Source organism: Haloarcula terrestris (genome assembly GCF_031624315.1).
GTDB classification, from domain to species: Archaea; Halobacteriota; Halobacteria; order Halobacteriales; family Haloarculaceae; genus Haloarcula; species Haloarcula terrestris.
This window is the reverse complement of the sequence record NZ_JAMQOM010000001.1, coordinates 1-23,165: the sequence shown is the minus strand read 5'-3', so window position 1 is coordinate 23,165 and position 23,165 is coordinate 1. Positions and strand designations below refer to the sequence as shown.

Here is a 23,165-nt window from a genome sequence, read left to right as displayed (position 1 = left end):
GCTGTCGCGACCGCCTCAGCCCAGTTTCTGCTGCTCCGGATGTTGTGCGGTCGCCAGAAGCGACGCCAACTCGACGAGAATCGCGATGATGACCGGCCCGGCGATGAAGCCGATGACGCCGAGCGTGAGCACGCCGCCGGTGAAACCGACGAAGTAGAGGCTGGCCGGCAACCCCGTCGTCGAGCGGGCGAGCCGCGGCCTGATGACCGCATCGGGCAGGAAGCCGACGAAAATGAGACCGAACACAGTCACCAGTATCGCCCCCGTGATGTCACCGTTGATGAGGTCGGCGGCGGCGATGGCGAGCACCACGACGCTGGGGCCGATGACCGGAATGAACTGCAGGATACCGGCGACGACTGCCAGCGCGAACGCGCCCTGATACCCCAGCGACCAGAACACGACCCACGCCACGACGAAGGTCCCGAACGCCGTCGCCGCCTGCAGGACGTAGATGGCGTACAGCGTCCCCCGGAGCCGCCGGTGGAGGCGGTCGATGATATCGTGATACGACGACGGCACCGTCCGGTAGACCGCATCTTTCGGTGCCTGTGGCTGCCAGAGCATCGCGTAGACGAGAATCGCAAACAGCACGGCTTTCAGCGCTAGCACGGGGGATTCGGCGGCAAGCCCGACTGCGAAATCCGTCACCGCCCGACGGGCCGACAGCAGCGTCGGAGCGATTTCGATGGCGTAGCTGAACTCGCCGAGTTCGACGGTCACCGTCGGGGGGAGCTGTTGAAAGAACGTAAACAGGTCGCGCCGGCGCAGGTAGAGGACGGCACCCAGTGGCACGAACACGAGCGTGCCGCCGACGAAGGCGACGGTCGTCGTCACCCCTGCTGCGAGTCGCTTGTGAAGCCCGCGACCGACGAGCCACTCCGAGACCGGAAACAGCACGTATGCGACCGTGATTGCGAAGAAAATCGTCGATAGGACCCGCGCCAGCAGGACTGTCGTCAGGCAGCCGGTGAGCACGAGCAAGCCAGCGAGGACGTAGGTCCGTCGACGTGTTGCCACGCCCGTCCTTTTCTATCGGTCGGTAAAAACGTTATCTGCAGACGCCAAGTCGCTAACACGTTACGGGAACTCGGAACGGAGTCACCGCCATCGGTCGTTCAGGAGCGGGAAAACAACGCCGCCAGCTGCTCACGGGAGAACAGCGTCGTCGGCCGGTCCATGTGGACGCCGATTTCGCCTTCGAAGGCTTTCATCCCGGCTTTCTGTATCGGTTCCGGCGCGGAGTAGCCGGCCCGAACCGCGTGGCCGAGGCGGATTTCCTGCCGGAGGTCGTCGCGCCACGCTCGCTCGTACTCGCCCAGCGTCCCCGGGTCTTCGGGGTCGATTTCACGGGCCGCGTGGTCGGCCGCGGTCATGCCGTAGCGGATGCCGCCGCCGGTGAAGGGCTTGGTCTGGGCCGCGGCGTCGCCGACGAGGAACGACCGCCGGCCGGTGACCCGCTTCGGCGGGCCGATGGGAATGAGCCCCGAGCAGCGGCGGTCGGTTTCGACCCCGTAGCCGTCGACGAACTCTTCGAAGCGACCGCGGGCGTCGTCACCCGGCGGCACCGCCAGCCCGTACTCGACGCCGGCCTCGCCCCGCGGGATGCGCCAGGCGAAAAACCGCGGAACGGTGAGGTGTACGTCGACGAAATCACTGTGGTCTACTTCGTCGCTGAACCCGAGCACGCCGTGGAGCAGTTCGTCGGGTTCGGGCAGGTCGAGTTCCCGCCGGACGCGGCTCTTTGGGCCGTCACAGCCCGCGACCATCTTCGCCCGGTGTGTCTCGACGCCGTCGGGGCCGCGGACCTCGACGGTGACGCCGTCCCTGTCCTCGGTGACGCCGACGACCGAATGCTCCTCGCGAACGTCTGCGCCGGCGTCGCGGGCCAGCCCCGCGAGGTGCTTATCCAGACCGACGCGGTCGATGACGTTCGAGATGGCCTCGTCCTTGTAGAAGGGGTGGTCCTGGCTGCCGGGACCGCCCGTGTGGAACCGCGCGCCCGAGATCTCGTTCTGGAACAGCTCCGCGCGGGCGTCCTCGGTAAACTCCCAGATATCTGTGCTCACGTGGCCCGAGCAGGCCAGCGGCTTGCCGATCTCTCCCTGTTCGAACACCACCACGTCAAGCCCCCGACTCGCCGCCTGGCGCGCGTACCGGGACCCAGCCGGACCCACGCCGACCACCACAACATCGTGCATACACGTTCTCTCGGTGTCACGAACCAAATAGCTTCTCGATTCAGACGGGGTGGTGTCACTGCTCTCCGAGACGACCGAGGGGCCACCAGCCGAAGCAGGGCGTATTTGTCGGTCTAACCCCTGGTACTGCCCATGGCGGAGTACCAGCCCGGAGTGTGTAACATCGGTGCCGACCAGCGCCGCGCCCGTCGACTGTCGGCCGTCGCATCGTTTGCGGTCGCCGTCTGTATCGTGCTCGCTGTTGCACTCAGCGCGATACCGGGAACGATGCTGTGGGCGACTGTTCCGTTCATTTTCGGCGGGTTCGTCGGCGCATTTCAGGACTACTTCCGGTTCTGTGTCGCCTTCGGCGCGCTCGCCCGCTACGATCTCTCGGGGTCGGGCGGGGCCAGCGGCCGTGTCGATGCGAGCGAGGCCGTCCGCGCTGACCGGCGACAGGCCGCGAAAATCCTCCTGCTGGCTGCCGTTGCGACGGCCGTGACGAGCGGCCTCGGAGCCGGTTTTCTCCGACTGCTGTAGCTGTGGACGGATTCCGCGCCGTCTCTCGTTCGGCCGCTCCTCACACGACGGCTAGCCCGCTCGGAACCTGCTCGTAGTCGGCCGGCCAATCCGTACCGTCGGGCCACCGACGGCTCCACGTCTCCCCGCGCTTCGACTGGAACAGGCCGTGGTTCGTCAGCGCGAGAAAGCCGTCGGCCGGGTCCGACGCGAGAACCGGCCGGGCCAGCCCCGCTGGTCCCGGCAGGCCGTCCATCGACTGTCGCCACCGGTTGCCCTCCCATCGATACACGTAGCTTTCGCCGCTGGTGCTGTGGGCCGACCGGGGGCCGCTGGCGGCCGAAACGACGACGCGGTCCGGGTCATCGGGATGGACAGCCAGCCCCCACACGTACCGATGTGCCAATCCGTCCTGTGGGTGGGTCCACGTCTCGCCGCGGTCGGTCGACAGTGCGTAGCCGTCGCCGGCGGCGGTGTACACCCGGTCCGGGGCGTCGGGGTGGGTCGCCAGCGTGTGGTTGTCCCGCCGTGCGCCCTCGGGATGGTCGACCCACGTTTCGCCGCCGTCGCGACTGCGGACGAACGCGCCGGCCTCGATGGCGGCGTACACCTGGTCCGGGTCGTCCGGCGCGAGGGCGATCCACCGGACGTGGTGAGTGTCGGGCCGCGGCGGGAACGACCACCGCGACGACGATTCGAGGTCGGTCAGACCGGGGCGCTCGGTCCAGGTCTCCCCGCCGTCGGTCGACCGGTAGACCGCGCTCGGCTCCGTCCCGGCCCACACCACATCGGCGTCGTGTGGGCTGACCGTGACGCTCGTGATGCGGTCGCCGGCATCGAGGACTTGCGTCCACGTCGCGCCGCTGTCGGTGGTCCGCTGGAGACCAGCGTCAACGGTGCCCACGAAGGCACGCTCCGGTTCGACGCCGCCCGCGGCGACGCATTCGATGTCGTAACCGAGCAGACGGTCGTGCCACGCGCTGTCGCCGTCGCCGACGAGGACGCGGTCTCCGAGTGCGGCGTAGGCGGTGTGCATATCTGCACTACGGGCGCAGGGCGAAGAAAGCTGGCGGTGTTACCGACTGACCGACCGCGTCAGCGCGAAGACGTACAGCGCGACGAAGAAGCCGCCGAGGAACGCCTCGGACTGGGCGAGAAGGCTCACGGTGGGATCACTGACCTCGCCGACGCCGCCGAGGAAGAAGGCGATGAACGATCCGAGACTGAGCTGTGCGTACTGCCCCACGCTCCCGAACAGGTCGGGCGCAATAGCGAGGTACAGGCCCGCGTAGGCGGCGATGAGCGCCGCGGACGACGCGAGTGTGTACGACGCTCGCTCGCCGTAGCCGGTCGTCACAAACAGGAACGCGTTCATCCCCCAGCGGGCGAGCGCCCGTCCCCGCTCTCGCAGGGACGCCCCACTATCGCGGACGCGCTGGGACTGACAGCGCCGCCGGTAGGCCAGCTGGGACATGAAGAACTCGGAGGCCGCGGTGTTGTCAGCGATATCGTTCGCGCCGTTTTTCGCCCGGAGGTACGTCACCTCGCCGGCGGCGGCCTCGATTCGCCCCGCCGTAGCCGTCGAAAGCCGCTCGAAGGTCACGCTGGCGTCCGGTTCGAGCGTCCGGCTTCCAGCCTGCTCGGCTGCACGCTCGGTCACCGTCGGCGTCTCGTCGGCCGGTTGAGCCGCATCACTGGCCACGGTTTCGACTGCATCGTCGAGCGCGGCCGGATACGCCAGTGCCGTCCGCAGCCCGTCCCGTAGCTCGCTGTCGAGTTCGTGCAGACGGTAGTTCGCCGTCTCCAGGTCGAGCTCGTCGTCATCACGGAAGTCAAAGCCTGCGAACCGCGTCCGGTAGAACGCGACCCGGTCGAGGACGGTGCCGGTTCCGTTGCTCTCGAATCGGACCGTGCCAAGCGTGGCCCGCTCTAGGTCGTACACGGCGGCTCCCGCGCCCGGCTGGCCGAACGCGCCGTCCTCGACCGTCGTCTCGGCAAGCGAGACGACCGCGACCTCGCCCGGCCCCACGGCCGCCGGTTTCAGGTCGACCGTGCCGACGGTACAGTCGCGGATTCGAACGGTGCCCAGACAGGTCACGTCCGCCGCGCGTAGCCGGTCGATTTCGCTGTCCTCGAACTTCGGACTCGCCAGCGTTGCCCCGTCCAGTTGGAGGTCGGCGACGGTCGCGTCGGCGAACGACGCCCCGACCAGTGTCGTGTCCGTGGCGTCGAGTCGCCCGATGTCCGCACCGGCGAAGTCGGTGCCGACGAACACCGAGTCGTGGACCACGAGTTTCATCGAAACGGCCGCGTCGACGAAGGTCGCGTCGGTGAACCGCACGTCCGGGAGGTAGAGCCGCTCGGCCTCGACCCGCTCGAAGACGGCCTCGTCGTAGCTGGTCCCGTTGAAGTACCCGCCGCTGAACGTCGCGCCGTAGAACCGCGCCGTCCCGAACGCCGCCCACCGGAAGTCCGCCTCGTCGAAACTCGCGTGATAGAAGTCCCCCGTTCCGAACTGCGCTTCGTCGAAGTCGGCCATCTCCAGCGTGGCGTGCTGAAACGATCCCTCCTCGACGGTCGCCCGGTCGAAGGCGGCGTCGGTCACCGACGCACGGTCGAAGGTCGCGGTCCCAATCGTTGCGTCCCGGGCATCAATCTCGGACAGCGTCGCGCTCTCGAATCCGGCGGTGTTCAGGTGTGCGTCCCGGAGATCGACCCGGTCCGCTGTCACCCCGGTGAACACCGCCGCCTCGAATTCGGCGTCCCTCGCGTCGATTTCGTGGTACCGGCCATCGAACCGCGCGGTCCCGGTGATCGTCGCGCCCCGGAGGGCCAGCCGCTGGCCGAACTCGCTGTCGGTACAATCCAGCCGACCGAGCGTCGCCCCGCGGAGGTCGACCGGATGGTTGTCGGCAGCGTCGACGACCGCGCTGGATAGGTCAAGTACGTCGATTGTGGCTCCAACGAACTGCTTCGCTCGCTTGCGGTCCTGTCGGCTCCCGTCGTCTCCCGCGGCTATCGCGTCGAGGAACGCCTCGGAAACGTCTACGTCGTCGGGGACCGCCTCGGGTCGACAGTGAAACGGGCAGCACTCGTTGTTCGCGAGAGCGCCGTGTGGACACGCCCACCCCTGCTCGTGCTCGCCGCCCACCGCTGTGCGGTCGTACGTGAATGTACAGCGGCGCTCGGCGCGTCCCGACCAGACCATCTTGCAAGAAACGGTTGACAGACAGGGTGATAAGCGCTTCTACACCCCCGCAGTCGTGATCGGAAGACACCTCCAGTCGCCCGACAGCCACTCAGCCTACCTTGCCAGATCGGCGTCGGGTTTCCTGGGAGGCCCTTTCCGACCCCGTCTGCTCACCTCGGTTCGTGATGCCGTTATGGCGTCCACCAGCGCAGGCCGACCATCACGAAGACGATAGCCAGTTGCAGCAGCCCCTGCAGGCCGCCCAGTTTGGCGTTTCGCATCCCGATCTCGGAGACGAGATCAACGTCGGGGTTCTCGGAGACGACCTGCCGATAGATGCGAATTTCACCGGGAAGGATCACGCCGAAGCCCTGCACGGACAGCAGGGTCACGATAGCGAGCGTGGCGACGATCCACCACGAGGTCATCGCGAAGGCAGGTAGTGTGGTTGCGAGATACGCGCCGGAGCCAAGGACGGCGACGCCGAGGACGCCCAGGGTTCGCGGGTCGGTCAGCGCATCGAACTGGGAGCCGATGAGGAGGATGACCGGAATCAGCGTCGCGGCGGTCAAAAGCGCCAGCCACGGGTCGGCGTTGGGGAACTTCCCGAGACGGAGCGCCAGCAGGATTCCGCCGGAGATGGTTACTGTCGCCAGCGTCGGCATCAGGAACGTCATCTTCGGCGTGAACGACGCGAAGAAGTCGGCTCGTGCCTCGGGCTCTTGACCGCCGAGCACTGGTCCCAACACGAGCCCCATGAACAGGTCGATGCCGGTCCACAGCACCCCGGCCATCACGTGGACGTAGGTCAGCGCCCGGATGTTGCCGCTGGCGAGAGCCCCCGCAAAGGCGATGAGCGGGACGGCGACCGCTCCCGCGGCAAAAGCCGGGTTCGCCTGCTTTGCCAGGCCACCGATACCCCGTTTCCGCTCGACGCGGTCCGCTGTTGACTGCGCCATAGCTGGCTCTATCAGGTTGCTCTGGCATCAAAAACGTTGGTGGCCGTTTGGGATCTCGCCGCTCTCGCGGTCCAGACGCCCTCAGTCGTCGTCTGCCGCCGGCTGCTCGGCCGCCGATTCACGGTCCGTCCGCGGCCCCTCCAGGTCGACGTTCGGCAGCAGGTCACGGAGGTACTGCCCGGTGTAGGACGCCTCGGTCCGAGCCACGTCCTCCGGGGTGCCCTCGGCGACGAGCTGGCCGCCGTTCTCCCCGCCCTCCGGTCCGAGGTCGATGATGTGGTCGGCGTTTTTCACCAGGTCGAGTTCGTGCTCGATGACGACCACGGTGTTGCCGTCGTCGGTGAGCCGGTGAAGCACGTCGATGAGCTTGCGTTCGTCCTCCGGGTGGAGCCCGGTCGTCGGCTCGTCGAGCAGGTACAGCGTCTCGCCCGAATCCTTCTTGCCGAGTTCCTCGGCGAGCTTGACGCGCTGGGCCTCCCCACCAGAAAGGGTGGTCGATGGCTGGCCCAGCCGCATGTAGTCCAGGCCCACGTCTTTCAGGAGTTCCAGCCGGCGGCGGATGCCGCCGTGGCTCTCGAAGAAGTCGTAGGCCTCCTCGACGGTCATGTCGAGCACGTCGGCGATGGTCGCGCCCTTGTAGGTCACGTCCAGCGTCTCGTCGTTGTAGCGCGCGCCGCCACACTCCTCGCAGGGGACGGTCACGTCCGAGAGGAAGTTCATGTCGATGGTGACTGTTCCCTGGCCGCCACAACCCTCACAGCGGCCGCCCTTGACGTTGAACGAGAACCGGCCGACCTCGTAGCCGCGCTGCTTCGACAGGCTGGTCTCGGCGAACAGCTCGCGGATGTGGTCGAAGACGTTGGTGTAGGTCGCCGGGTTGGAGCGGGGGGTCCGGCCGATGGGCGACTGGTCGATGAGCCGCACCGTCTCGATGTCGTCGAGGCCGTCGATGGCGTCGTGCTCGCCGGGGTTCACGTCGGTGTCGTTCATCCGACGGACCAACCCCTTGTACAGCACGTCGTGCATCAGCGTTGACTTGCCCGAGCCGGAGACGCCCGTGATGGCGGTGAACGTCCCCAGCGGGATGGACACGTCGAGGTCCGCGAGGTTGTGCTGGCGAGCGCCCCGAACCGTGAGTTCGCCGTCGGCCTCGCGGCGGCTTTCGGGGACCGGAATCGTCCGCTCGCCCGAGAGGTACTTCCCGGTCACCGACGCCTCGGTGTCGATGAGTTCGTCCATCGGGCCGTTGACGACGACCTCGCCGCCGCGTTTGCCCGGGCCGGGACCCATGTCGATTATCTGGTCGGCCCGGCGCATCGTCTCGGTGTCGTGTTCGACCACGAGCAGCGTGTTCCCGAGGTCCCGGAGCTCTTCGAGCGTGTTCAGCAGGCGGTCGTTGTCCCGCTGGTGCAAGCCAATCGAAGGCTCGTCGAGGACGTACAGCACCCCGACGAGGCCGCTGCCGATCTGGGTTGCGAGGCGAATCCGCTGGCTCTCGCCGCCCGAGAGCGTTGACGCCTCGCGGTCCAGCGTCAGGTAGTCCAGGCCGACCTCGGTCATGAAGCCCAGACGGGCCCGGATTTCCTTCAGAATCTCCTCGGCGATCTTCCGGTCGCGGGCCGAGAGGTGCTCCTCCATCCCCTCGAAGTGTGCCAGCGCGTCGCTGATGGACATCTCGTTGACCTCGGTGATCGAGGTCCCGTCCACGAGTACCGCCCGCGACTCCGATTTGAGTCGCGTCCCCTCGCAAGCCGGGCACGTCGTTGTCGCCATGAACTCCTCGATGTGCTCGCGGGCGCGGTCCGAATCCGTCTCGACGTGCCGCCGCTCCAGGTTCGGGATGACGCCCTCGAAGCGCTCGCTCTTCTCGCGGGTCCCGTTCTTGGTCCGCCACTGGAAGTCGACGATGCGGTCGGTCCCGTAGAGGAACTGCCGCTGGATGGACTCGTCCAGTTCCTCGAACGGCGTCGAGAGGTCCACGCCGAAGTGCTCGGCGACGTTGTCCAGTTGCCGCGAGTAGTACGTCCGGTCGTAGCTCCAGGGCTCGAAGACGTGCTTGAGCGGCTTCGTCGGGTCGGTGATGACGAGGTCCTCGCTGACCTCCTTGGTTTCGCCCAGCCCCTCACACTCCGGGCAGGCCCCGTGCGGTGAGTTGAACGAGAACGACCGCGTCTCGATCTCGGAGATGTCGATGCCACAGTGGGTACAGGCGAGGTCCTCGGAGAGTTCGACGACGAGGCGGTCCGAGGCGGCCCCGTCGCCGTCCTCGTCCCCGTCGGCCAGGTCTCCCGTTGCCCGGGCGTCGGACCCGCCGAGGGTCTCGGCTGCACCCTCTGGCGGGTCCGGCAGGATGACCTTCAGCGTGCCGTCGGCCTCTTCCAGTGCGGTCTCGACCGAGTCCGTGATGCGCGAGCGGGCATCCGGTGAGATCTTCACGCGGTCCACGACCACGTCGATTGTGTGGTCGTAGTTCTCGTCGAGTTCGGGTCGGTCCAGCGTGAGGTCGAACTCCTCGCCGTCGACCTCGACGCGGCTGTACCCGTCGCTCACGAGGTCATCGAACAGGTCCTCGAACGCGCCCTTCTGGTCGCGAACGACCGGCGCACACAGTTTGGCGCGGGTGCCCTCGGGGAGTTCGAGAATCCGTGAGACCATGTTCTGGGCGGACTGCTCGCCGACCTCGCGGCCACACTCCGGACAGTGTGGCGTGCCGACGCGGGCGTACAGGAGACGGAGGTAGTCGTGCAGTTCGGTGACGGTCCCGACCGTCGAGCGGGGGTTGTTGGCGGCGTTCTTCTGGTCGATAGAGATCGCTGGCGACAGGCCCTCGACGTTCTCGACCTGTGGCTTGTCCATCTGGCCCAGGAAGTTCCGTGCGTAGGCGGAGAGCGATTCGATGTAGCGCCGCTGGCCCTCGGCGTACACCGTCTCGAACGCGAGCGAGGATTTGCCCGACCCCGACAGCCCGGTGACGACTGTCAGTTCCTCGCGGGGAATCTCCACGTCGACGTCCTTGAGGTTGTGTTCCTCGGCCCCTCGGACCTCGATTATATCCTTGCTCATCTTGGATTTTACTTGGCCGGCAGGGGGGAAACCCTGTCGGTTCCGGTCCCGGTGAACGATTCCCCGTGCTGGGCTATTTTTATTTTGAACAGTGTGGCGAAAGATTTACCACGAATATTGGATATGAGATTGGTATGGGCACGACGAGCGACTACGACATCAAGGGGATCGACCTCTCTGATGACAGCTACACCGTCGAGCAGAGCCTGATACGCAACAAGTACAAAGCGATGGACGCCGCCGGGAACGTCGTCCTCCGCGGGAAACAGAAGATGCTGAAAATGAAAGAACAGTTCCCGTTCGTCGACGGAAACGGCGACGAAGTGTTCGAAGTCAACGCCGGTGGCATCATCGACGTGGCCGGCAACTACGTCCTCACGGACTCCAAGACCGGCGAGGACATCGTTATCCTCGACAACGACTACTCTATCTTCCAGGACACGTGGAAGATCCGTGACGCCAGCACCGAGGCCAAAATCGCCGAAATCAACTCCCAGGGCGCGCTCGTGACCATCGCTCGCAACGTCGTCCCGTTCGGCGGGTGGATCCCCCACAAGTACGAGATCACCGACCAGGACGGCAACCACGTCGGCAACATCGACGGCCAGTTCTCGCTGAAAGACCGCTACGAAATCACTATCGACGACGCCAGTACGGTCCCCAAAGAGCCGATCATCGCGGCGGCGATGGTCATCGACGCGATCCAGGGGAACTGACGCCACCGGAATCCTTCTTGCCCTGGCTCCCCCAGGGACGGCTATGCGCCGCCGGACGGTCCTCCGACGACTCGCCCTCGCAGGCACAGGTGTCGGCCTCGCGACGGGAACGACCCGCGGTCACCCGACGCCCACCGGTGACGGGACGGCCGAGCCCGGGGCCTCCGACACCCCGACCGGCGAGGACCCGCTTGGCGTGCTGGAGATGGAGACGGTGTACGAGGTCGTTACCAGCCCCGACGGCCACACAGCCTACGTCGCAACGGGCGATGGCATCGCGCTCGTCGACCTCGTCACGCCGACCAGTCCGCGACTGCTCAGCCAACAGACGGACCTGCTGGCCGAGAGTGACGACGGCCCGATACAGCGCGTACAGGACCTCGCCGTCAGCGGTTCGCGGCTGCTTGCCGCCGGCCCCGCTCACCCCGCTGACGGAGCCCACGGCCTCGTTGTCTTCGACGTGAGCGACCGGCAGGACCCGGAGCGAATCGCGGGCCTCGAACTGGACACGCGTATCCACAACTGTCATTTCGACGGTCGCTACGCCTATCTGACGGCGAACGACCGCGACGGCAACCCCTTGCTCGTCGTCGACATTGAAACTGAGCAGGAAGCCGGCGAGTGGTCGCTGCTCGACGCCGGTGACGCCTGGAGCGACGTGCCGACGAGTCTCTGGCCGTTGCACGACGTGTGGGTGCAGGACGACCGCGCGTATCTGGCGTACTGGGACGGCGGGACGTGGATCATCGACGTGTCGGACCCGGGTGACATCTCACTGGTAGCGAAGATCCGCGGTCGGGCTCCCGAAGCCCTCGCCGCCATCGAGGACCCAGGGACCGAGCGGAGCGAACCGCCGGGCAACGATCACTTCGTGACGGTCAACGAGGACGCGTCGCTGCTGGGCGTCGGCGGCGAATCGTGGGACCTGGGCGACGATGACAGCGGCGGCCCGAGCGGTATCGAACTGTACGATATCAGCGACCCGGACGACGCCCGACTGCTGTCCACACTCGACCCGCCGCCGACCTCGGACCCGTCGCCGGGGGGCATCCTCACGACGGCGCACAACTTCGAACTGACCGACAACCGCTGTTACTCCGCGTGGTACAACGGCGGCGTCCGGGTCCACGACCTGACGGACCCGGCGGCCCCCGAACAGGTCTTCGAGTGGCGAAACACCGACGCGACCTCGTTCTGGACCGCCCAGCGGGCCGCCGGCTGTTTCGTCGCCGGAAGCACGAACGCGAGCCAGGGGACGGAGGTCCAGCCCGGGCTGTACACGTTTCCGGACCCACAGATTCAAACGCCGACGGCGGACCCGTCGGGCACGGGCGACGAGGCCGGCAGCGCGACCGACACTGATGGCACCTCTCTCGGTGTCGGCGGCCCCGGCTTCGGCGTCGGGTCGGCGGTCGCGGCGGTCGGACTCGCAGCCTGGCGCGCCCGATGCCGAGATGACTGACGCCGCGTCACGTGACTGACCCTCGCTCCGTCACTCCAGCGCGCTTTTGACAGCGGCGGCGACGCTCCGGGTGCGCTCGGCCAGCGGCTCGGAGATGTGCCCCTGCTCGACGGCCGCGTCGAGTTCGTCGTCGTCGACCCGTTCGACGGTGCCGTCGGCGTGTTTCACCACGTCGACGTGGAGGTCGACGTACCGGGCCGTGTCGGGGAATATCTCCACGGGCGTACAGACGTTGACGTAGGTCCCTTTCTTTTCGCCGTCGCTGTCGCGGTAGACCGTCGGGTACCACCACCGCCCTTCCTTGACCTTCGTCTCGGCGATGTCGCCGGCCTCCTTTGGGACGCCGAGGCCGTCGTAGGAGCCGCCGGCGTGCATCTCGCGCTCGATAGTCACTGTTCCGTCGTCGTCGACGGACTGGACCTCGCCGCTGCCCAGCGTGATGAGCCGGCCGTCGGGCTTGCCGTGGCCCAGCGACAGCGACCCGCCGACCTGCGGGCCGAACTGCCGGGCCGTCACGGCGAAGGGGAAGTCCGTCTCGCCGGTTTCCAGGTCGTCACATAACGCCTCCACGTAGTCGACGGCGGCGCTGGCGGCGCGGTCGCCGGCCTTCACGCGGTGGTGGCCCGGCATCGTCGCCGTCACCGCGCGGCGGGCCTCGTCGAGGGCGAACCGGCTCTCGCGGCCGAACCACAGCCACGCCGTTGCCAGCCCCTCGTCGTGACAGGCGGGGGCGCAGTCCGCTGGGTCGTCGGCCCCGTCGAGCGCGTCGTCGATGGCCGTCCCGCGGTCGTTGGCGGCGTCGAGGGCCTCGGCCAGCGCGTCGAAACTCGCGTCATCGCTCGCTGACTCCCACGAGACGCTCCATCCCTCTCGGGGATCCGCGGCGATGAGGTCCAGCATGGCCGGGCCGCCGGTCGCCGGTGTGCTGGCGGTCCCGCCACGCACCAGCGTCAGCAGCGACCCCCGAACGGCGACGGTCGTGTCCAGCACGGGCCGGCCGTCCGTCCAGGGTGCGCTCGCCTCGACGACCTGCACCCGGAGCGCATCGTCCGTTTCGACGCGCTCGTCCGACGACGAGTACGGGAGAAACCCCTCGCCGTCGCCGAGGTCGACGACAGCGCCGCTCCCCAGCGTCTCGGTCACGGTGCCGGCGTAGATAGCGCCCTCCGGCGTCGGGTCCGTCCAGTGGAGCGTGTCTCGACCGACCGCGGTCAGGCGGTCCGTGATTGTGTCGGCGATGTCGCTGTCGCCGACGACGCCGACGCCCTGCTGATCGCCCGTCGTCGTCACGGTGACCGCCGCTCGCTCGTCGGCAAACTCCCCGTCGAAGCGGTCCTCGATGGGCCCCGACGCCTGGACGACTTCGTGGCCCGCATCTTGCAGCAACTGGGTCAGCGCCGTCGCGTAGATGCCCCTGACCCGGACGGTCATAGCGCGTCCTCGTCGGCGGCGAAGCGGACCCGCCCGTGGACCGTCGGCCCCAGCGAGAGCTCTACTTTCTCGTCGCTGAGGACCCGACCGCCCTCGACCGGGACGCCCCAGGTGTCGAAGCGCAGATAGCCCCGGATGTCGTCGGCGTGGGTGAATAGGTCGCAGTACTCGACGGTGTGTTCCTGAATCTCGCTGGCACTGTGGGCGATGTCCATATTCGAGTACACCGTCTCGCGGCCGTCGAAGAAGGCTTCGAGGTCCGCGGCCGCGTCGTCGGTGGCTGCGACCACCGCGTCGGAGGCCGCTTCGATAGTGTCCTGGTCGACGCCGGCATCGCGGAGCGCCTGCTGTTCGCGTTGCGTGAAGTGCATACCCGCGAGTCAGTGGCGGGGGGAGGAAAACAGTGCGGAATCGCCTACACGATCATCGCGTTCAGCACGAGCATCAACAGCCCGAACAGGACGCCGGTCGCGACGATTGTTCGGGGGTCGATTCGGATCGTGTTCTGGTCTTCGGCGTCGAAATATCGGACCAGTCCGGCACTGGACATCAGTCCGCCGCCGTCGCTGCCACTCATACCTCAGAGTCGCGTAGCACCGACACTAAGCCTTTCGGGTCGCCCGCGATTGCATGTGCCGAGTACACATGGACAACCCTTATCAGATCCCACGGGCTAACACGAACAGAGTACTATGACGGTTACACTGAAGGACTTCTACGCAGACTGGTGCGGCCCGTGCAAAACGCAGGACCCGATCCTCGAGGACCTCGAGGAGGAGTGGGGAGATGTCGAGTTCGAGAAAATCAACGTCGACGAGGAACAGGACGTTGCCAACGAGTACCAGGTCCGCTCCCTGCCGACGCTCATCATCGAGAACGACGACGGTATCGTCGAGCGCTTTGTCGGTGTCACGCAGGCCGACGACATCGACGACGCGCTGCAGCAGGCCTCGGCGTAACGTAGCTGCTTTTTGCGGTTCGTCACACGTCCCGATAGCGGCCCCTGGGTTACTCCTGCTCGGACAGCCCCGTGTCATCGATTTCGTCGACGGCGATCAGCATCCGTCCGCCGTCGAGCGCCGTCACCATCTTCGACTCGGTGAAGGTGGTCTCATCGGCCCGCAACCCTTTGCTCTGGCCGGTCCATTTCCCACCGCTTTTGACGACGGGAATGACGTGGGTCCTGATGTGCTGGACCTCGTTGCTCGGGTGGAGTTCCGACCAGTGCGTGCCGACGAGTTCCTCCGACTCGTAGCCGTAATACGAGGCGTAGGTTTCGTCGACTCGCTCGAAGCGCTCGTCCGTCCCGATGACGCCGACGCCGCTGAGTTTGACCTCGCTGTCCGTCTCGAAGCTCCCGTCCGAGTCGACGGCGTGTTCGACCCGGCGGATGAGCGACGTGTATTGGTCCGTCCCGACCGATTTCTTGAGATAGTCGGTGACGCCGGCCTGGATGATCTCGGCGGCGACATCCCCGGTTTCCTCGCCGGAGAACAGCAACACCGGCAACTCCTGATTGGTCTTCCGAATGGCTTCGAGGAAGTCAATCCCGTTCATTTCCGGCATGCTGTAATCGCTGACGACACAGTCGAAGTCCGTCTCCGACGACCGGATCAGCGACAGTGCAGTCTCGGGGTTTGTCTCGGTCGTGACGGTACAGTCGAGGCCGCTGTCGTCTCGTTCGAGATACAGTTCGACGAGCGCTCCCAACGCCGCATCGTCGTCGACATGGAGGATTGAGAGCGGGGCTTCTGACTCCATTCTCTACTATCAGGAATAGAATACGCAAGTAGTTAGCGGCTACTTTGTAGTATTTGATAACTAACTGTGCGATCAGCCACGGGCCGCGCCAGTGTCCCGTCGGTGGCGTCGGGGACGGGCAGGGCTGCCACCGAAGTCGGTCCAGCGATGACAGTGCTGCCGGCGGCTGTGCAGTCGCGGCAGGCATACCGCGCGAGCGGAGCGAGCGCGGTTTCACTCCGAGCGCGGCCGCAGGCCGCGACTCGGAGGTCGTTTTTAGCGTAGATTTTTGCGAGCCGAGCGGGACCGACGGTCCCGCTGGCCGTGCGAACGGGCGCTTTGCGCCCGTGAGCAGAGAGTGGTGCCCACAGCGCGCTCACAGAGCGCGCGAGGAGAGGGGGTGACGTAAAAAGGTACTATTGGAACTTGACGCCCAGGTCGTGCAGGCCGTCGTTGTGGCGGGCGACGTTGATGAGCAGCGGGGTCAGTCCCTCGATTTCGGCGGCGTTGGCGAGCGGACCGCCGTCCAGCGCCCGAATCCCCTCGATACCTTCAGCGAGTTCACAGACGGTGTCTTTGGCGTCAGTGTCGTCGCCGACGACGATGGTGTCCCAGTCGAGGTCGGCGTCGAGGTTGGCGAGGCGGCCGGCCGCGAGGTTGTGGAACGCGCCGACGACGGGGGTGTCGTCCGGGGCGGCGTTGGCGGCGAGTTGCGTGACGCTGCCGGCACCGGGCCGGTTGTAGTGGAAGCCGTCCTCGTCGCGTTGCATCCCGACGGCAGGGGCAACGAGCGTGCTGTCGTCGAGTTCGTCGGCGACGGCCTCGACGGTGTCGGTGAGGTGGTAGGCGGGGACAGCGGCGACGACCACGTCGGCGCGGGCCGCGGCGTCCTCGTTACCCAGACCGGTGATTGTCACGTCGTCGCGGCCGCGACTGGCCAGTTCCGTCTCGTACTCCTCGGCTTTGTTCGCGGCCTTCTCGGCCTTCCGCGAACCGATGATGATCGTGTGGTTCGTATCCTCGGCCCAGCGGAGGGCGAGGCCCTGGCCGATGTCTCCGGTACCGCCAAGCAACGCGATGTCCATATCTACGGCGTAGGCCGACCACTGAATAAACGTTGTGTGACAGGTTCACTCGATCAGGTGTACTCTTCCCAAGCCCAGTCGAACCCGCCGGCGAAGGTGATATACAGCGCGCTCCCGAGCCCGACCAGATAGCTGAGCCACTGGGTTCCAACGCCGAGGGCGGAGGTGTGTCCGAGCGCGAAATCGAAGACCGTCGAGAGCGGCACCGTCACGAAAAACAGGACGATGATGAACATCCCGACGCGGCCCGGCCGGTGGATGGATTCGAGGATGTCGCCGTGGTTGCGCATCGTCCAGTAGGCCGCGCCCAGGCCGATAAGCTGGCAGGTAATGGCGTACAGCGGCACCAAGTCGACCGACGGCTCGCGGATGATCGCGCCCCCGACGAGCCCGGCCCAGATGCTCACCAGGAACGCCCAACCAAAGGTCGGCAGTCGTCGCATATTCGGGGACTCTGTTTCGGCGGTGAAACCGTTGCCGTTTGCGGTCGAGCGATGTCGCTGGAGAACCGACGACGCCGGCTACGCGGCGTCGAGCAGGTCCGGGAGGTCGGTGACCGACTCGACGACGGCGCTCGCGCCGTTGTTGGCGAACGTCCGACGGCCGGCGTCGCCGGTCAGCCCGCCGGTGAGCACGCCGATGCCGTAGTACACGCGGTCGTCGTCGGCTTCGTCGGCGTTGACCGCCGTCGCCACGTCGTCGAGGGTGTCCCCGGCGAAAGCGACCCGCTCGGCGTCGAACCGTTCGGCAAGCGTCATAAGGGCGGCGGGGTGGGGCTTGCCTTCCTCCCAGTCGTCCATGGTGAAGCGGTGCTCCGGCGGCAGGTCGAGGCCGACGCGCTCCAGCGCGATGTCGGCCTCGGCGGCGGGGCGGCCGGTGACGACGCCGACGGCGAAGCGCTCCTGCAGGTCCGTCAGTGTTTCGTCATCGACCAGCAGCGGCTCGTCGTGGATGTACCCCGGCGCGTCGAACGGCGGCTCGCCGCCCTCGATATCCCGATAGAGGTCGGTACCGAGATACAGCGCCTGGAACACGTCCCGGAGCTGTTCGGGGTCCCAGGCGTCGAAGACGCGACTCTCGACCGAGTCGTCGAGCAGGTCACGAACCACGGCTTCGGCCGCGTCGAGGCCGCCGCCACGCTCGGCGATGGCGTCGGTAAAGGCCGCCAGATCGGAGACGGCTGACTCCCGCCCGGCGAGGACGAACAGCGCGGCTGCGTCGGTCAGCTCCCAGTCGTTGTTGAACCCGCCGGCGTCCTTGAACTGCTGGACCGCCGCCTTCTCGATTGTGTCGCCGTACACCCGGTCGATGGATTCGACGATGGCTCGGCGATAGGAGTCGGCCACGTCCACCAGCACGCCGTCGATGTCGAGGACGACCGCGTCGACTTGCATAGGCGGGCGAACGGGGTCCTTATTCAAGCGCCTTGCTATCTCTCGCCCGGTACAGCGTCTCCCCGCCCGGGAGCTGTTCCCGGCTCACGGCGACTGTCGGCTGGTCGCCGCCCAACGTCGTGAACCAGAACGCCGCCCCGACGGCGTTGGCAACCGTCAACGTTGGTCGATGCAGTTCCGGCGGCAGATTCCGAGCGAATACGATGTCATGCCCTGCATACACCGAGTGGTCTGGGTCGAGTACGTCGTCAACGACGAACGCGACGCCGTCGGGGACCTCCCGCTCGACGATATCCGTCGCCGTCACGTCAACGCCCTGATCGGCCAGACGGCCGGCTATGTCAGGGTGGTTTCCGATGCCGACTTCGACGACGGAATCGACGGACGCCAGTCGGTCGACGAGCGCCTCGGTGGTGTCGGTCACGTCGTACAATTTATGAGATGTGGGCGCATATGCGTTCCCATGCACGTCGACATCGTGCCGGTGGGCGAGGTCTCTGCCCAGGTCAAACGCGAGGCCTCGGACGGACTCCGGTCCGTCTACGACTGTGAAGTTTCGATGCACGAGCCACAGTCCATCCCCGCCGGTGCGTACGATGGGGACCGCGACCAGTACCGCGCCGAGGAGTTCATCGACCTGGCCCGCCGGGTCGGCTCCGGCGGCAAGAACATCGCTATCACACCGAAGGACCTCTTCTACCGCCGCCGCAACTACGTCTTCGGGCTCGCGTACCTCGGCGGCTCCGGCAGTGTCATCTCCACGTATCGGCTCCAGACATCCTCCGACGGCGGCTTCTCGAACCGCTCGGCCGGCGAAATCTTCTCCCAGCGAGTTCGCAAGGAGGTCGTCCACGAGGTCGGCCACACGCTCGGACTGGAGCACTGTGACAACAAGCGCTGTGTGATGAACTTCTCCCCCACTGTCCGGCAAGTCGACGTAAAAGAAGTCTCGCTGTGTGGTTCCTGCCAGCGAAACGTGCTGTAAGTTTGCTAATCGGTACCAAACTGATTCGGTACAGCACCTACAGTTCTGTGGTACTTGTACACAGACGCGATGAGCAAGAGTCAGTCCCCCGAACGCGTTGCGGAACTGCGAGACATTTTCGTGACGGTCACCGGTGACGAATCGGTCACTGAATCCCAGTCGGACGAGCAGACCGACCGCGAACTCGACCCTGACGAGGAGTTCGATCCGACGGAAGTCCCCGACGGTCTCGATGATGCGGTTGCGGGGTCCGAGCCGAGCGGTGACAGTGATCCTGCGGCCTGACGACGGCATTCTGGCACGCGGCCTCTCCCTGTTCGGACGGTCTACGGCGAGTAGTAGTACTCGCCGGCGTTTTTCTGCTCGCGGTCCAGTTGCGAGTCGGGCTTGTTGATTCGCGGCCGGGAGGTCCGTTCGTCCCGTCGGAAGGTGATATCGAGGTTCTTGAGGAACTCGTTCATCCCCTCGCGCATGCCCTGTGGCGGCGCAGCGTGGCCGTTTTTGGCCGGCTCGCCGTCGAAGACGAGCAGGCGGTCGGCCAACAGATCGATCATGTAGATGTCGTGGTCGATGACCATCGCCGTCGCGTCGTGGTTCTCGGCGTAGCGCCGGATGGCGGAAGTCGCCATGACCCGCTGTTCCACGTCCAGGTGGGCCGAGGGCTCGTCCAGCAGGTAGAGGTCGGCGTCCTTCGAGAGGCAGGCCGCGATGGCGACCCGCTGGCGCTCCCCGCCCGAGAGGTCGGTGAGTTGCTGTTCCATCACCGACTCCAGTTGAAGCGGCTGTGCGATTTCGGTGTTCCAGTAGGAGCTGCCGAAGTCGTCCGTGATCGACGCGAGGAAGGCGTCGACCCGCATCGGCTGGTCGATCTCGATGTACTGAGGCTTGTAGGCGATGTCGAGGCGGGTGTCGATTTCGCCTGCAGTCGGTTCGAGCCGGCCGGCGAGCATCTTCGCGAACGTCGACTTCCCGATGCCGTTCGGGCCGACGACGCCAAGCACCTCGCTCTCGCGGATGGTCCCGGCCTCGACATCGAGCGAGAACTCGCCGTCGCCGTAGCTCTTCTGGAGTTCGGGGTACTCGATGACCACGTCGCCGGTGGAAGCGCTCCGTGGCGCGTGCTCCTCGAACTCGATTTCCGTCTGGCGGATTCGCATGTTCTCGTTTTCGAGGTAGCCCGAGAGGTACTCGTTGATGCCTTTCTTCGTCGACTTGGGCGGCGTGATGATACCGAACGCGCCGGGGGTCCCGTAGGCGACGTTGATGTTGTCGGCAAGCAGGTCCAGGATGGCGAGGTCGTGCTCGACGACGAGCATCGAGCGGTCCTCCTCCTCGGCGAGTTCGCGGATGAGCCGCGCGGCGGTCATCCGCTGGCCGATATCCAGATACGGTGTGATCTCGTCGAGGAAGTAGAAGTCCGCGTCCCGCGCCAGCGTGGCGACGAGTGCGACCCGCTGGAGTTCCCCGCCCGAGAGGTCGTCGATGTGATTGTCGACGACCGGCTCGATGCCGGTTCGCTCGATGAGGTAGTCGAGGTCCCCGCGCTCGTCGGTCTGGTCCAGCAGTTCGATGGCCTTGCCGTCGAACTGGTCCGGGATCCGGTCGACGTACTGGGGCTTACGGGCGACACTCACGTCGCCGTCGCGCATCTGTTCGAGGTACTCCTGCAGGGCAGTCCCGCGGTACTCGTCGAGGATTTCGTCCCAGCTCGGTTCCTCGCCGTACTGGCCCAGGTTGGGCTGCATCTCGTCGGCGAGGATGCGGACGGCGGTGGTCTTCCCGATGCCGTTCGGGCCGAGAATCCCGGTGACCTGCCCTTCGGCTGGGCTCGGGAGCCCGTACAGCGCGAAGGCGTTCTCCCCGTAGCGGTGGACCGGCTCGTCGGTCAGTTCCTGTGGGAGATTGATGATCTCGATGGCGTCGAACGGGCACTTGTTCACGCAGATCCCGCAAGATTCGCCCAGACAGATCTCCTCGGAGATGCGGACCTGGTCGGGCTGGCCCTCGAAGGGTTCGTCCTCCTCGTATTCGTCTTCGCGCTTGACGATGCACTCTTTCCCGCTACGGTTTGGCGGGCAGTAGTTCATGCACTCGTAGTTACAGCGGTCGGGCTGACACCGCTCTAGGTCGACGACTGCGATGCTGTCCTCGGCCATCGTTATGCTCCCGTCGTCAGCAGGATGCCCCACGAGACGAACCACAGCGAGAAGGTCATGAAGCCGATGTAGAGCACGTCCTTCGCCGAGAGGTCGTCCGTGTCGATGCCGATCACCCGCAGGATCGGGAACTGTGCTGCGATAGCGACCGCGACGACCAGCACGCCTTGCGGGTCGCTCGGCGCTGTCGCTAACGCGTTAGAACCGAACGCGGCGGCGATGCCAGCGACGGCCGTCAGCGTCGTGACAGTGAGCCCTCGCATATGAGAGCTCATCCCGTCCGCCGTTTCCGTAGCCATACCACACCTTCCACTACCCGCAACCAAAAGGTGCGCGGTTCGGCACTGTGACGCGGCCGCGAGCGCCCGTGCCGTCGAGACGGACTCCTCAATCTTTATGCGCCCGGCGCTTGTGATTACGGGTAATGACGGACTCTGATGGGGAGGCCATCGCAGACCTTCCGCCGAGCGCAAAGCTCGTATACAAGGTTCTGGAGTACGACGGCCCGCTGACACAGAAAGGCATCGTCGAGGAGTCGATGCTCTCGGCCCGAACCGTTCGCTACGCTCTGGAACGACTCGACGAAGTCGGTGTCATCGAAGAAGACGTGTACTTCGCCGACGCACGGCAGAACCTCTACGAGATCATCGACCAACCGGCCGAAGCGGACGCCGCCGTCTCGGACTGACACGCCTTCTCCCCAGGCTGTGTTGCACGGCGATCACGCAGCCGCCGCTCACAGCGATGCGATTACGTCGTCTGTCGTCGCGATCCCCGCGAACTCACCGTTCAGATGCGCTAATGCCGTCCGGTGGACGAGGGCCGGCTCGAAGCGTTCGCCATCGAGCGTGCGGTCGAACGTCGCCGTTGCATCACCCGGAACGACAACGTCGAACCCGCGGTTCTCGGCCATCCGCGCCGTCGTCGAGACGCAGTGGTCGGTCGTCAGCCCGCAGACGACGAGCGTCCCGTGGCCCTGTTCGCGGAGCCACGCCTCTAATCCGGTGTCGACGAACGCGCCGTTGACGCGCTTCTCGAACGTCGCTTCTCCCGCTTCGGGCTCCAGTTCGGGAACGAACGCGAACCCGGGGTCGCCACGTCGCAGCGGCGAGTCCGGTTCCGTCGAGTTGTGCCGTACGTGAGCGACCGAGAGCCCACGCTCTCGCCACGCCGCGAGGAGGCGCGCCGCGTTCGTCTCGGCGTCGGGGTTGTTCCGCGTTCCCCACAGCGGTTCGCCGAAGCCTTGCTGGAAGTCCACGAGGACGAGCACCGGCTCATCGGGAAGACGAACCATCTCAGTCGGCCGGCTCCGGCTCGGGTGTCTCGATGAGCCACTTCGATTTCGGATGCTCGCGCGTTACGGTGATCGGGCACTCGTCGGGCGACGCGTCCTCGTCCGACGACAGCATGTACTGGGGCCACTCGCGGTCGCCGTCGACGCCCCAGTCGCCCAGGTCGGCGTGGGGACAGACACCGTCGTACTCCTCCAGCCGTCCCTGGATGACATCGCGGGCCTGCTGGCCAGTCTCGGTGTCGGCTGTGACGTTCAGATCCTCGAACAGCGCCCGGGGCTGAAAGGTAATCTCCAGCCCGACCGGGCAGTAGCGACTCTTTCGCGTGTCGTAGAACGGTGCGCGACACGTGGGAAACATCGGCTCGCCGCCGAAACAGAACTCCCAGTAGGGGTCCTCGGGATCGGTCGGGATATCTTCGGGCCACGGTTCCGGGTCGTGGACGTGGAGGAACTGGAGGATGTGCCAGAGCCGGTCGTGGTACTCAGCCTCTGTCAGGGGTCGGTCGGGCGGCCGGAAGAACGTCACCAGCGACGCCCGTTCGCTGTGGTCCTGATAGGTGTCCAGATACTCAAGGACCGTCTGGCCGAGGTCGAACAGTGCGTCGGCGTCGCTCATCGACGGCACAGCCGTGTACAGCGGCTCACCGTCTCGAACCGATTCCGCGCCGAAGAAACAGGGGAACGGGGAGCCGTTTCGCTCACCGGTCAGCCCCTCGCGGAAGGTCCGCCAGTGGGCCCCAACCCAGTCGGGCGCGTCGCCGCGCTCTACCCGGGCGGCCAGTGTCGCCTGGTCTTGTACGTTACCGACGACTGCGTCGGTCATGGTCGAGTGGTCGGGCTCCCCCGGAATTTAGCTGTCGTTTCCGAGGGTGTCATAGAACGGTTACCACACCAAAGAGCAGGGTGAACGCTGAGGTGGTATGGACTCAGCGACCCTGCAGAATGAGCCTTCGGTAGAGTCGTTCTTCAATGTCGCGGAGACCGAGACGTT

The 23,165-nt window shown here is 66.1% G+C and carries 25 protein-coding genes; 7 read left to right on the top strand and 18 right to left on the bottom strand.

What is annotated here, in order from left to right; all coding sequences use genetic code 11:
* Window positions 1-15: 15 nt before the first annotated feature.
* On the bottom strand, window positions 16-1,020 hold the full coding sequence (locus NDI54_RS00125) for an AI-2E family transporter (protein WP_310894469.1): 1,005 nt from the start codon (window positions 1,018-1,020) through the stop codon (window positions 16-18).
* Between the two features lie 98 nt (window positions 1,021-1,118).
* Entirely contained in the window at window positions 1,119-2,201 is a 1,083-nt protein-coding gene (locus tag NDI54_RS00120) for a geranylgeranyl reductase family protein (protein WP_310894468.1), read from the bottom strand.
* Window positions 2,202-2,333: 132 nt separating this feature from the next.
* On the opposite strand from NDI54_RS00120, the gene NDI54_RS00115 reads away from it, so the two are divergent.
* Window positions 2,334-2,720 carry a hypothetical protein gene (locus tag NDI54_RS00115; RefSeq protein ID WP_310894467.1) on the top strand — a complete coding sequence of 129 codons (387 nt, stop codon included), beginning with the start codon at window positions 2,334-2,336 and terminating at the stop codon, window positions 2,718-2,720.
* 40 nt (window positions 2,721-2,760) lie between these two features.
* Here the strand turns inward: NDI54_RS00115 and NDI54_RS00110 are convergent, their stop codons facing one another.
* The 4 genes from NDI54_RS00110 to uvrA form a co-directional block, all read right to left on the bottom strand.
* Window positions 2,761-3,735: a beta propeller repeat protein gene (locus NDI54_RS00110; protein ID WP_310894466.1), complete on the bottom strand. Its 975-nt coding sequence runs from the start codon at window positions 3,733-3,735 to the stop codon at window positions 2,761-2,763.
* 39 nt (window positions 3,736-3,774) lie between these two features.
* The gene (locus NDI54_RS00105) at window positions 3,775-5,907 is read right to left on the bottom strand and encodes a pentapeptide repeat-containing protein (protein ID WP_310894465.1); all 2,133 of its coding nucleotides are present in this window, start codon (window positions 5,905-5,907) and stop codon (window positions 3,775-3,777) included.
* 173 nt (window positions 5,908-6,080) lie between these two features.
* Window positions 6,081-6,848 carry a hypothetical protein gene (locus tag NDI54_RS00100; RefSeq protein WP_310894464.1) on the bottom strand — a complete coding sequence of 256 codons (768 nt, stop codon included), beginning with the start codon at window positions 6,846-6,848 and terminating at the stop codon, window positions 6,081-6,083.
* Between the two features lie 81 nt (window positions 6,849-6,929).
* Window positions 6,930-9,911, bottom strand: coding sequence for an excinuclease ABC subunit UvrA (gene uvrA / locus NDI54_RS00095; RefSeq protein WP_310894463.1), 2,982 nt, complete (start codon window positions 9,909-9,911; stop codon window positions 6,930-6,932).
* A 134-nt stretch (window positions 9,912-10,045) separates the two neighbouring features.
* Between uvrA and NDI54_RS00090 the strand changes: the two genes are divergently transcribed.
* Together NDI54_RS00090 and NDI54_RS00085 are read left to right on the top strand one after the other, a co-directional pair.
* Window positions 10,046-10,627 (top strand): LURP-one-related/scramblase family protein, encoded by a 582-nt coding sequence (locus NDI54_RS00090; RefSeq protein ID WP_310894462.1) that lies wholly within the window; start codon window positions 10,046-10,048, stop codon window positions 10,625-10,627.
* Window positions 10,628-10,670: 43 nt separating this feature from the next.
* Complete coding sequence (locus tag NDI54_RS00085; RefSeq protein WP_310894461.1) at window positions 10,671-12,089, top strand: LVIVD repeat-containing protein; 1,419 nt, start codon at window positions 10,671-10,673, stop codon at window positions 12,087-12,089.
* A gap of 30 nt (window positions 12,090-12,119) precedes the next feature.
* Here the strand turns inward: NDI54_RS00085 and NDI54_RS00080 are convergent, their stop codons facing one another.
* The 3 genes from NDI54_RS00080 to NDI54_RS00070 are packed head-to-tail and all read right to left on the bottom strand — an operon-like array spanning window position 12,120 to window position 14,097.
* Complete coding sequence (locus tag NDI54_RS00080) at window positions 12,120-13,520, bottom strand: DUF402 domain-containing protein (protein WP_310894460.1); 1,401 nt, start codon at window positions 13,518-13,520, stop codon at window positions 12,120-12,122.
* On the bottom strand, window positions 13,517-13,891 hold the full coding sequence (locus tag NDI54_RS00075; RefSeq protein WP_310894459.1) for a DUF7532 family protein: 375 nt from the start codon (window positions 13,889-13,891) through the stop codon (window positions 13,517-13,519). The genes NDI54_RS00080 and NDI54_RS00075 overlap by 4 nt, the downstream gene beginning before the upstream one ends.
* Window positions 13,892-13,935: 44 nt before the next feature.
* On the bottom strand, window positions 13,936-14,097 hold the full coding sequence (locus tag NDI54_RS00070; protein WP_137683819.1) for a preprotein translocase subunit Sec61beta: 162 nt from the start codon (window positions 14,095-14,097) through the stop codon (window positions 13,936-13,938).
* A 115-nt stretch (window positions 14,098-14,212) separates the two neighbouring features.
* Between NDI54_RS00070 and NDI54_RS00065 the strand changes: the two genes are divergently transcribed.
* Window positions 14,213-14,479, top strand: coding sequence for a thioredoxin family protein (locus NDI54_RS00065; RefSeq protein ID WP_310894458.1), 267 nt, complete (start codon window positions 14,213-14,215; stop codon window positions 14,477-14,479).
* A 49-nt stretch (window positions 14,480-14,528) separates the two neighbouring features.
* Here the strand turns inward: NDI54_RS00065 and NDI54_RS00060 are convergent, their stop codons facing one another.
* From NDI54_RS00060 to NDI54_RS00040, 5 genes are all read right to left on the bottom strand, one after another.
* Window positions 14,529-15,281 carry a response regulator gene (locus tag NDI54_RS00060; RefSeq protein ID WP_310894457.1) on the bottom strand — a complete coding sequence of 251 codons (753 nt, stop codon included), beginning with the start codon at window positions 15,279-15,281 and terminating at the stop codon, window positions 14,529-14,531.
* A 395-nt stretch (window positions 15,282-15,676) separates the two neighbouring features.
* Window positions 15,677-16,345, bottom strand: coding sequence for an NADPH-dependent F420 reductase (gene npdG / locus NDI54_RS00055; RefSeq protein WP_310894456.1), 669 nt, complete (start codon window positions 16,343-16,345; stop codon window positions 15,677-15,679).
* A 53-nt stretch (window positions 16,346-16,398) separates the two neighbouring features.
* Complete coding sequence (locus NDI54_RS00050) at window positions 16,399-16,788, bottom strand: hypothetical protein (protein ID WP_310894455.1); 390 nt, start codon at window positions 16,786-16,788, stop codon at window positions 16,399-16,401.
* A gap of 78 nt (window positions 16,789-16,866) precedes the next feature.
* Window positions 16,867-17,739, bottom strand: coding sequence for a TIGR01548 family HAD-type hydrolase (locus NDI54_RS00045; protein WP_310894454.1), 873 nt, complete (start codon window positions 17,737-17,739; stop codon window positions 16,867-16,869).
* 19 nt (window positions 17,740-17,758) lie between these two features.
* Entirely contained in the window at window positions 17,759-18,172 is a 414-nt protein-coding gene (locus NDI54_RS00040; protein WP_310894453.1) for a UPF0146 family protein, read from the bottom strand.
* Between the two features lie 30 nt (window positions 18,173-18,202).
* On the opposite strand from NDI54_RS00040, the gene NDI54_RS00035 reads away from it, so the two are divergent.
* The gene (locus NDI54_RS00035) at window positions 18,203-18,724 is read left to right on the top strand and encodes an archaemetzincin family Zn-dependent metalloprotease (RefSeq protein ID WP_004514915.1); all 522 of its coding nucleotides are present in this window, start codon (window positions 18,203-18,205) and stop codon (window positions 18,722-18,724) included.
* A 69-nt stretch (window positions 18,725-18,793) separates the two neighbouring features.
* Complete coding sequence (locus NDI54_RS00030) at window positions 18,794-19,009, top strand: hypothetical protein (RefSeq protein ID WP_310894452.1); 216 nt, start codon at window positions 18,794-18,796, stop codon at window positions 19,007-19,009.
* Window positions 19,010-19,050: 41 nt separating this feature from the next.
* On the opposite strand, the gene NDI54_RS00025 is transcribed toward NDI54_RS00030, so the two are convergent.
* Window positions 19,051-20,880, bottom strand: coding sequence for a ribosome biogenesis/translation initiation ATPase RLI (locus NDI54_RS00025; RefSeq protein WP_310894451.1), 1,830 nt, complete (start codon window positions 20,878-20,880; stop codon window positions 19,051-19,053).
* Between the two features lie 2 nt (window positions 20,881-20,882).
* Complete coding sequence (locus NDI54_RS00020) at window positions 20,883-21,179, bottom strand: EMC6-like membrane protein (protein ID WP_406600159.1); 297 nt, start codon at window positions 21,177-21,179, stop codon at window positions 20,883-20,885.
* Between the two features lie 125 nt (window positions 21,180-21,304).
* Here NDI54_RS00020 and NDI54_RS00015 point away from each other — a divergent pair, with 125 nt between their 5' ends.
* Window positions 21,305-21,568 carry a winged helix-turn-helix domain-containing protein gene (locus NDI54_RS00015; RefSeq protein WP_004514919.1) on the top strand — a complete coding sequence of 88 codons (264 nt, stop codon included), beginning with the start codon at window positions 21,305-21,307 and terminating at the stop codon, window positions 21,566-21,568.
* A 48-nt stretch (window positions 21,569-21,616) separates the two neighbouring features.
* Here the strand turns inward: NDI54_RS00015 and NDI54_RS00010 are convergent, their stop codons facing one another.
* On the bottom strand, window positions 21,617-22,174 hold the full coding sequence (locus NDI54_RS00010; RefSeq protein ID WP_310894450.1) for a cysteine hydrolase family protein: 558 nt from the start codon (window positions 22,172-22,174) through the stop codon (window positions 21,617-21,619).
* 1 nt (window position 22,175) lies between these two features.
* Window positions 22,176-22,997 carry a YqcI/YcgG family protein gene (locus NDI54_RS00005; protein WP_310894449.1) on the bottom strand — a complete coding sequence of 274 codons (822 nt, stop codon included), beginning with the start codon at window positions 22,995-22,997 and terminating at the stop codon, window positions 22,176-22,178.
* Between the last annotated feature and the right edge of the window lie 168 nt (window positions 22,998-23,165).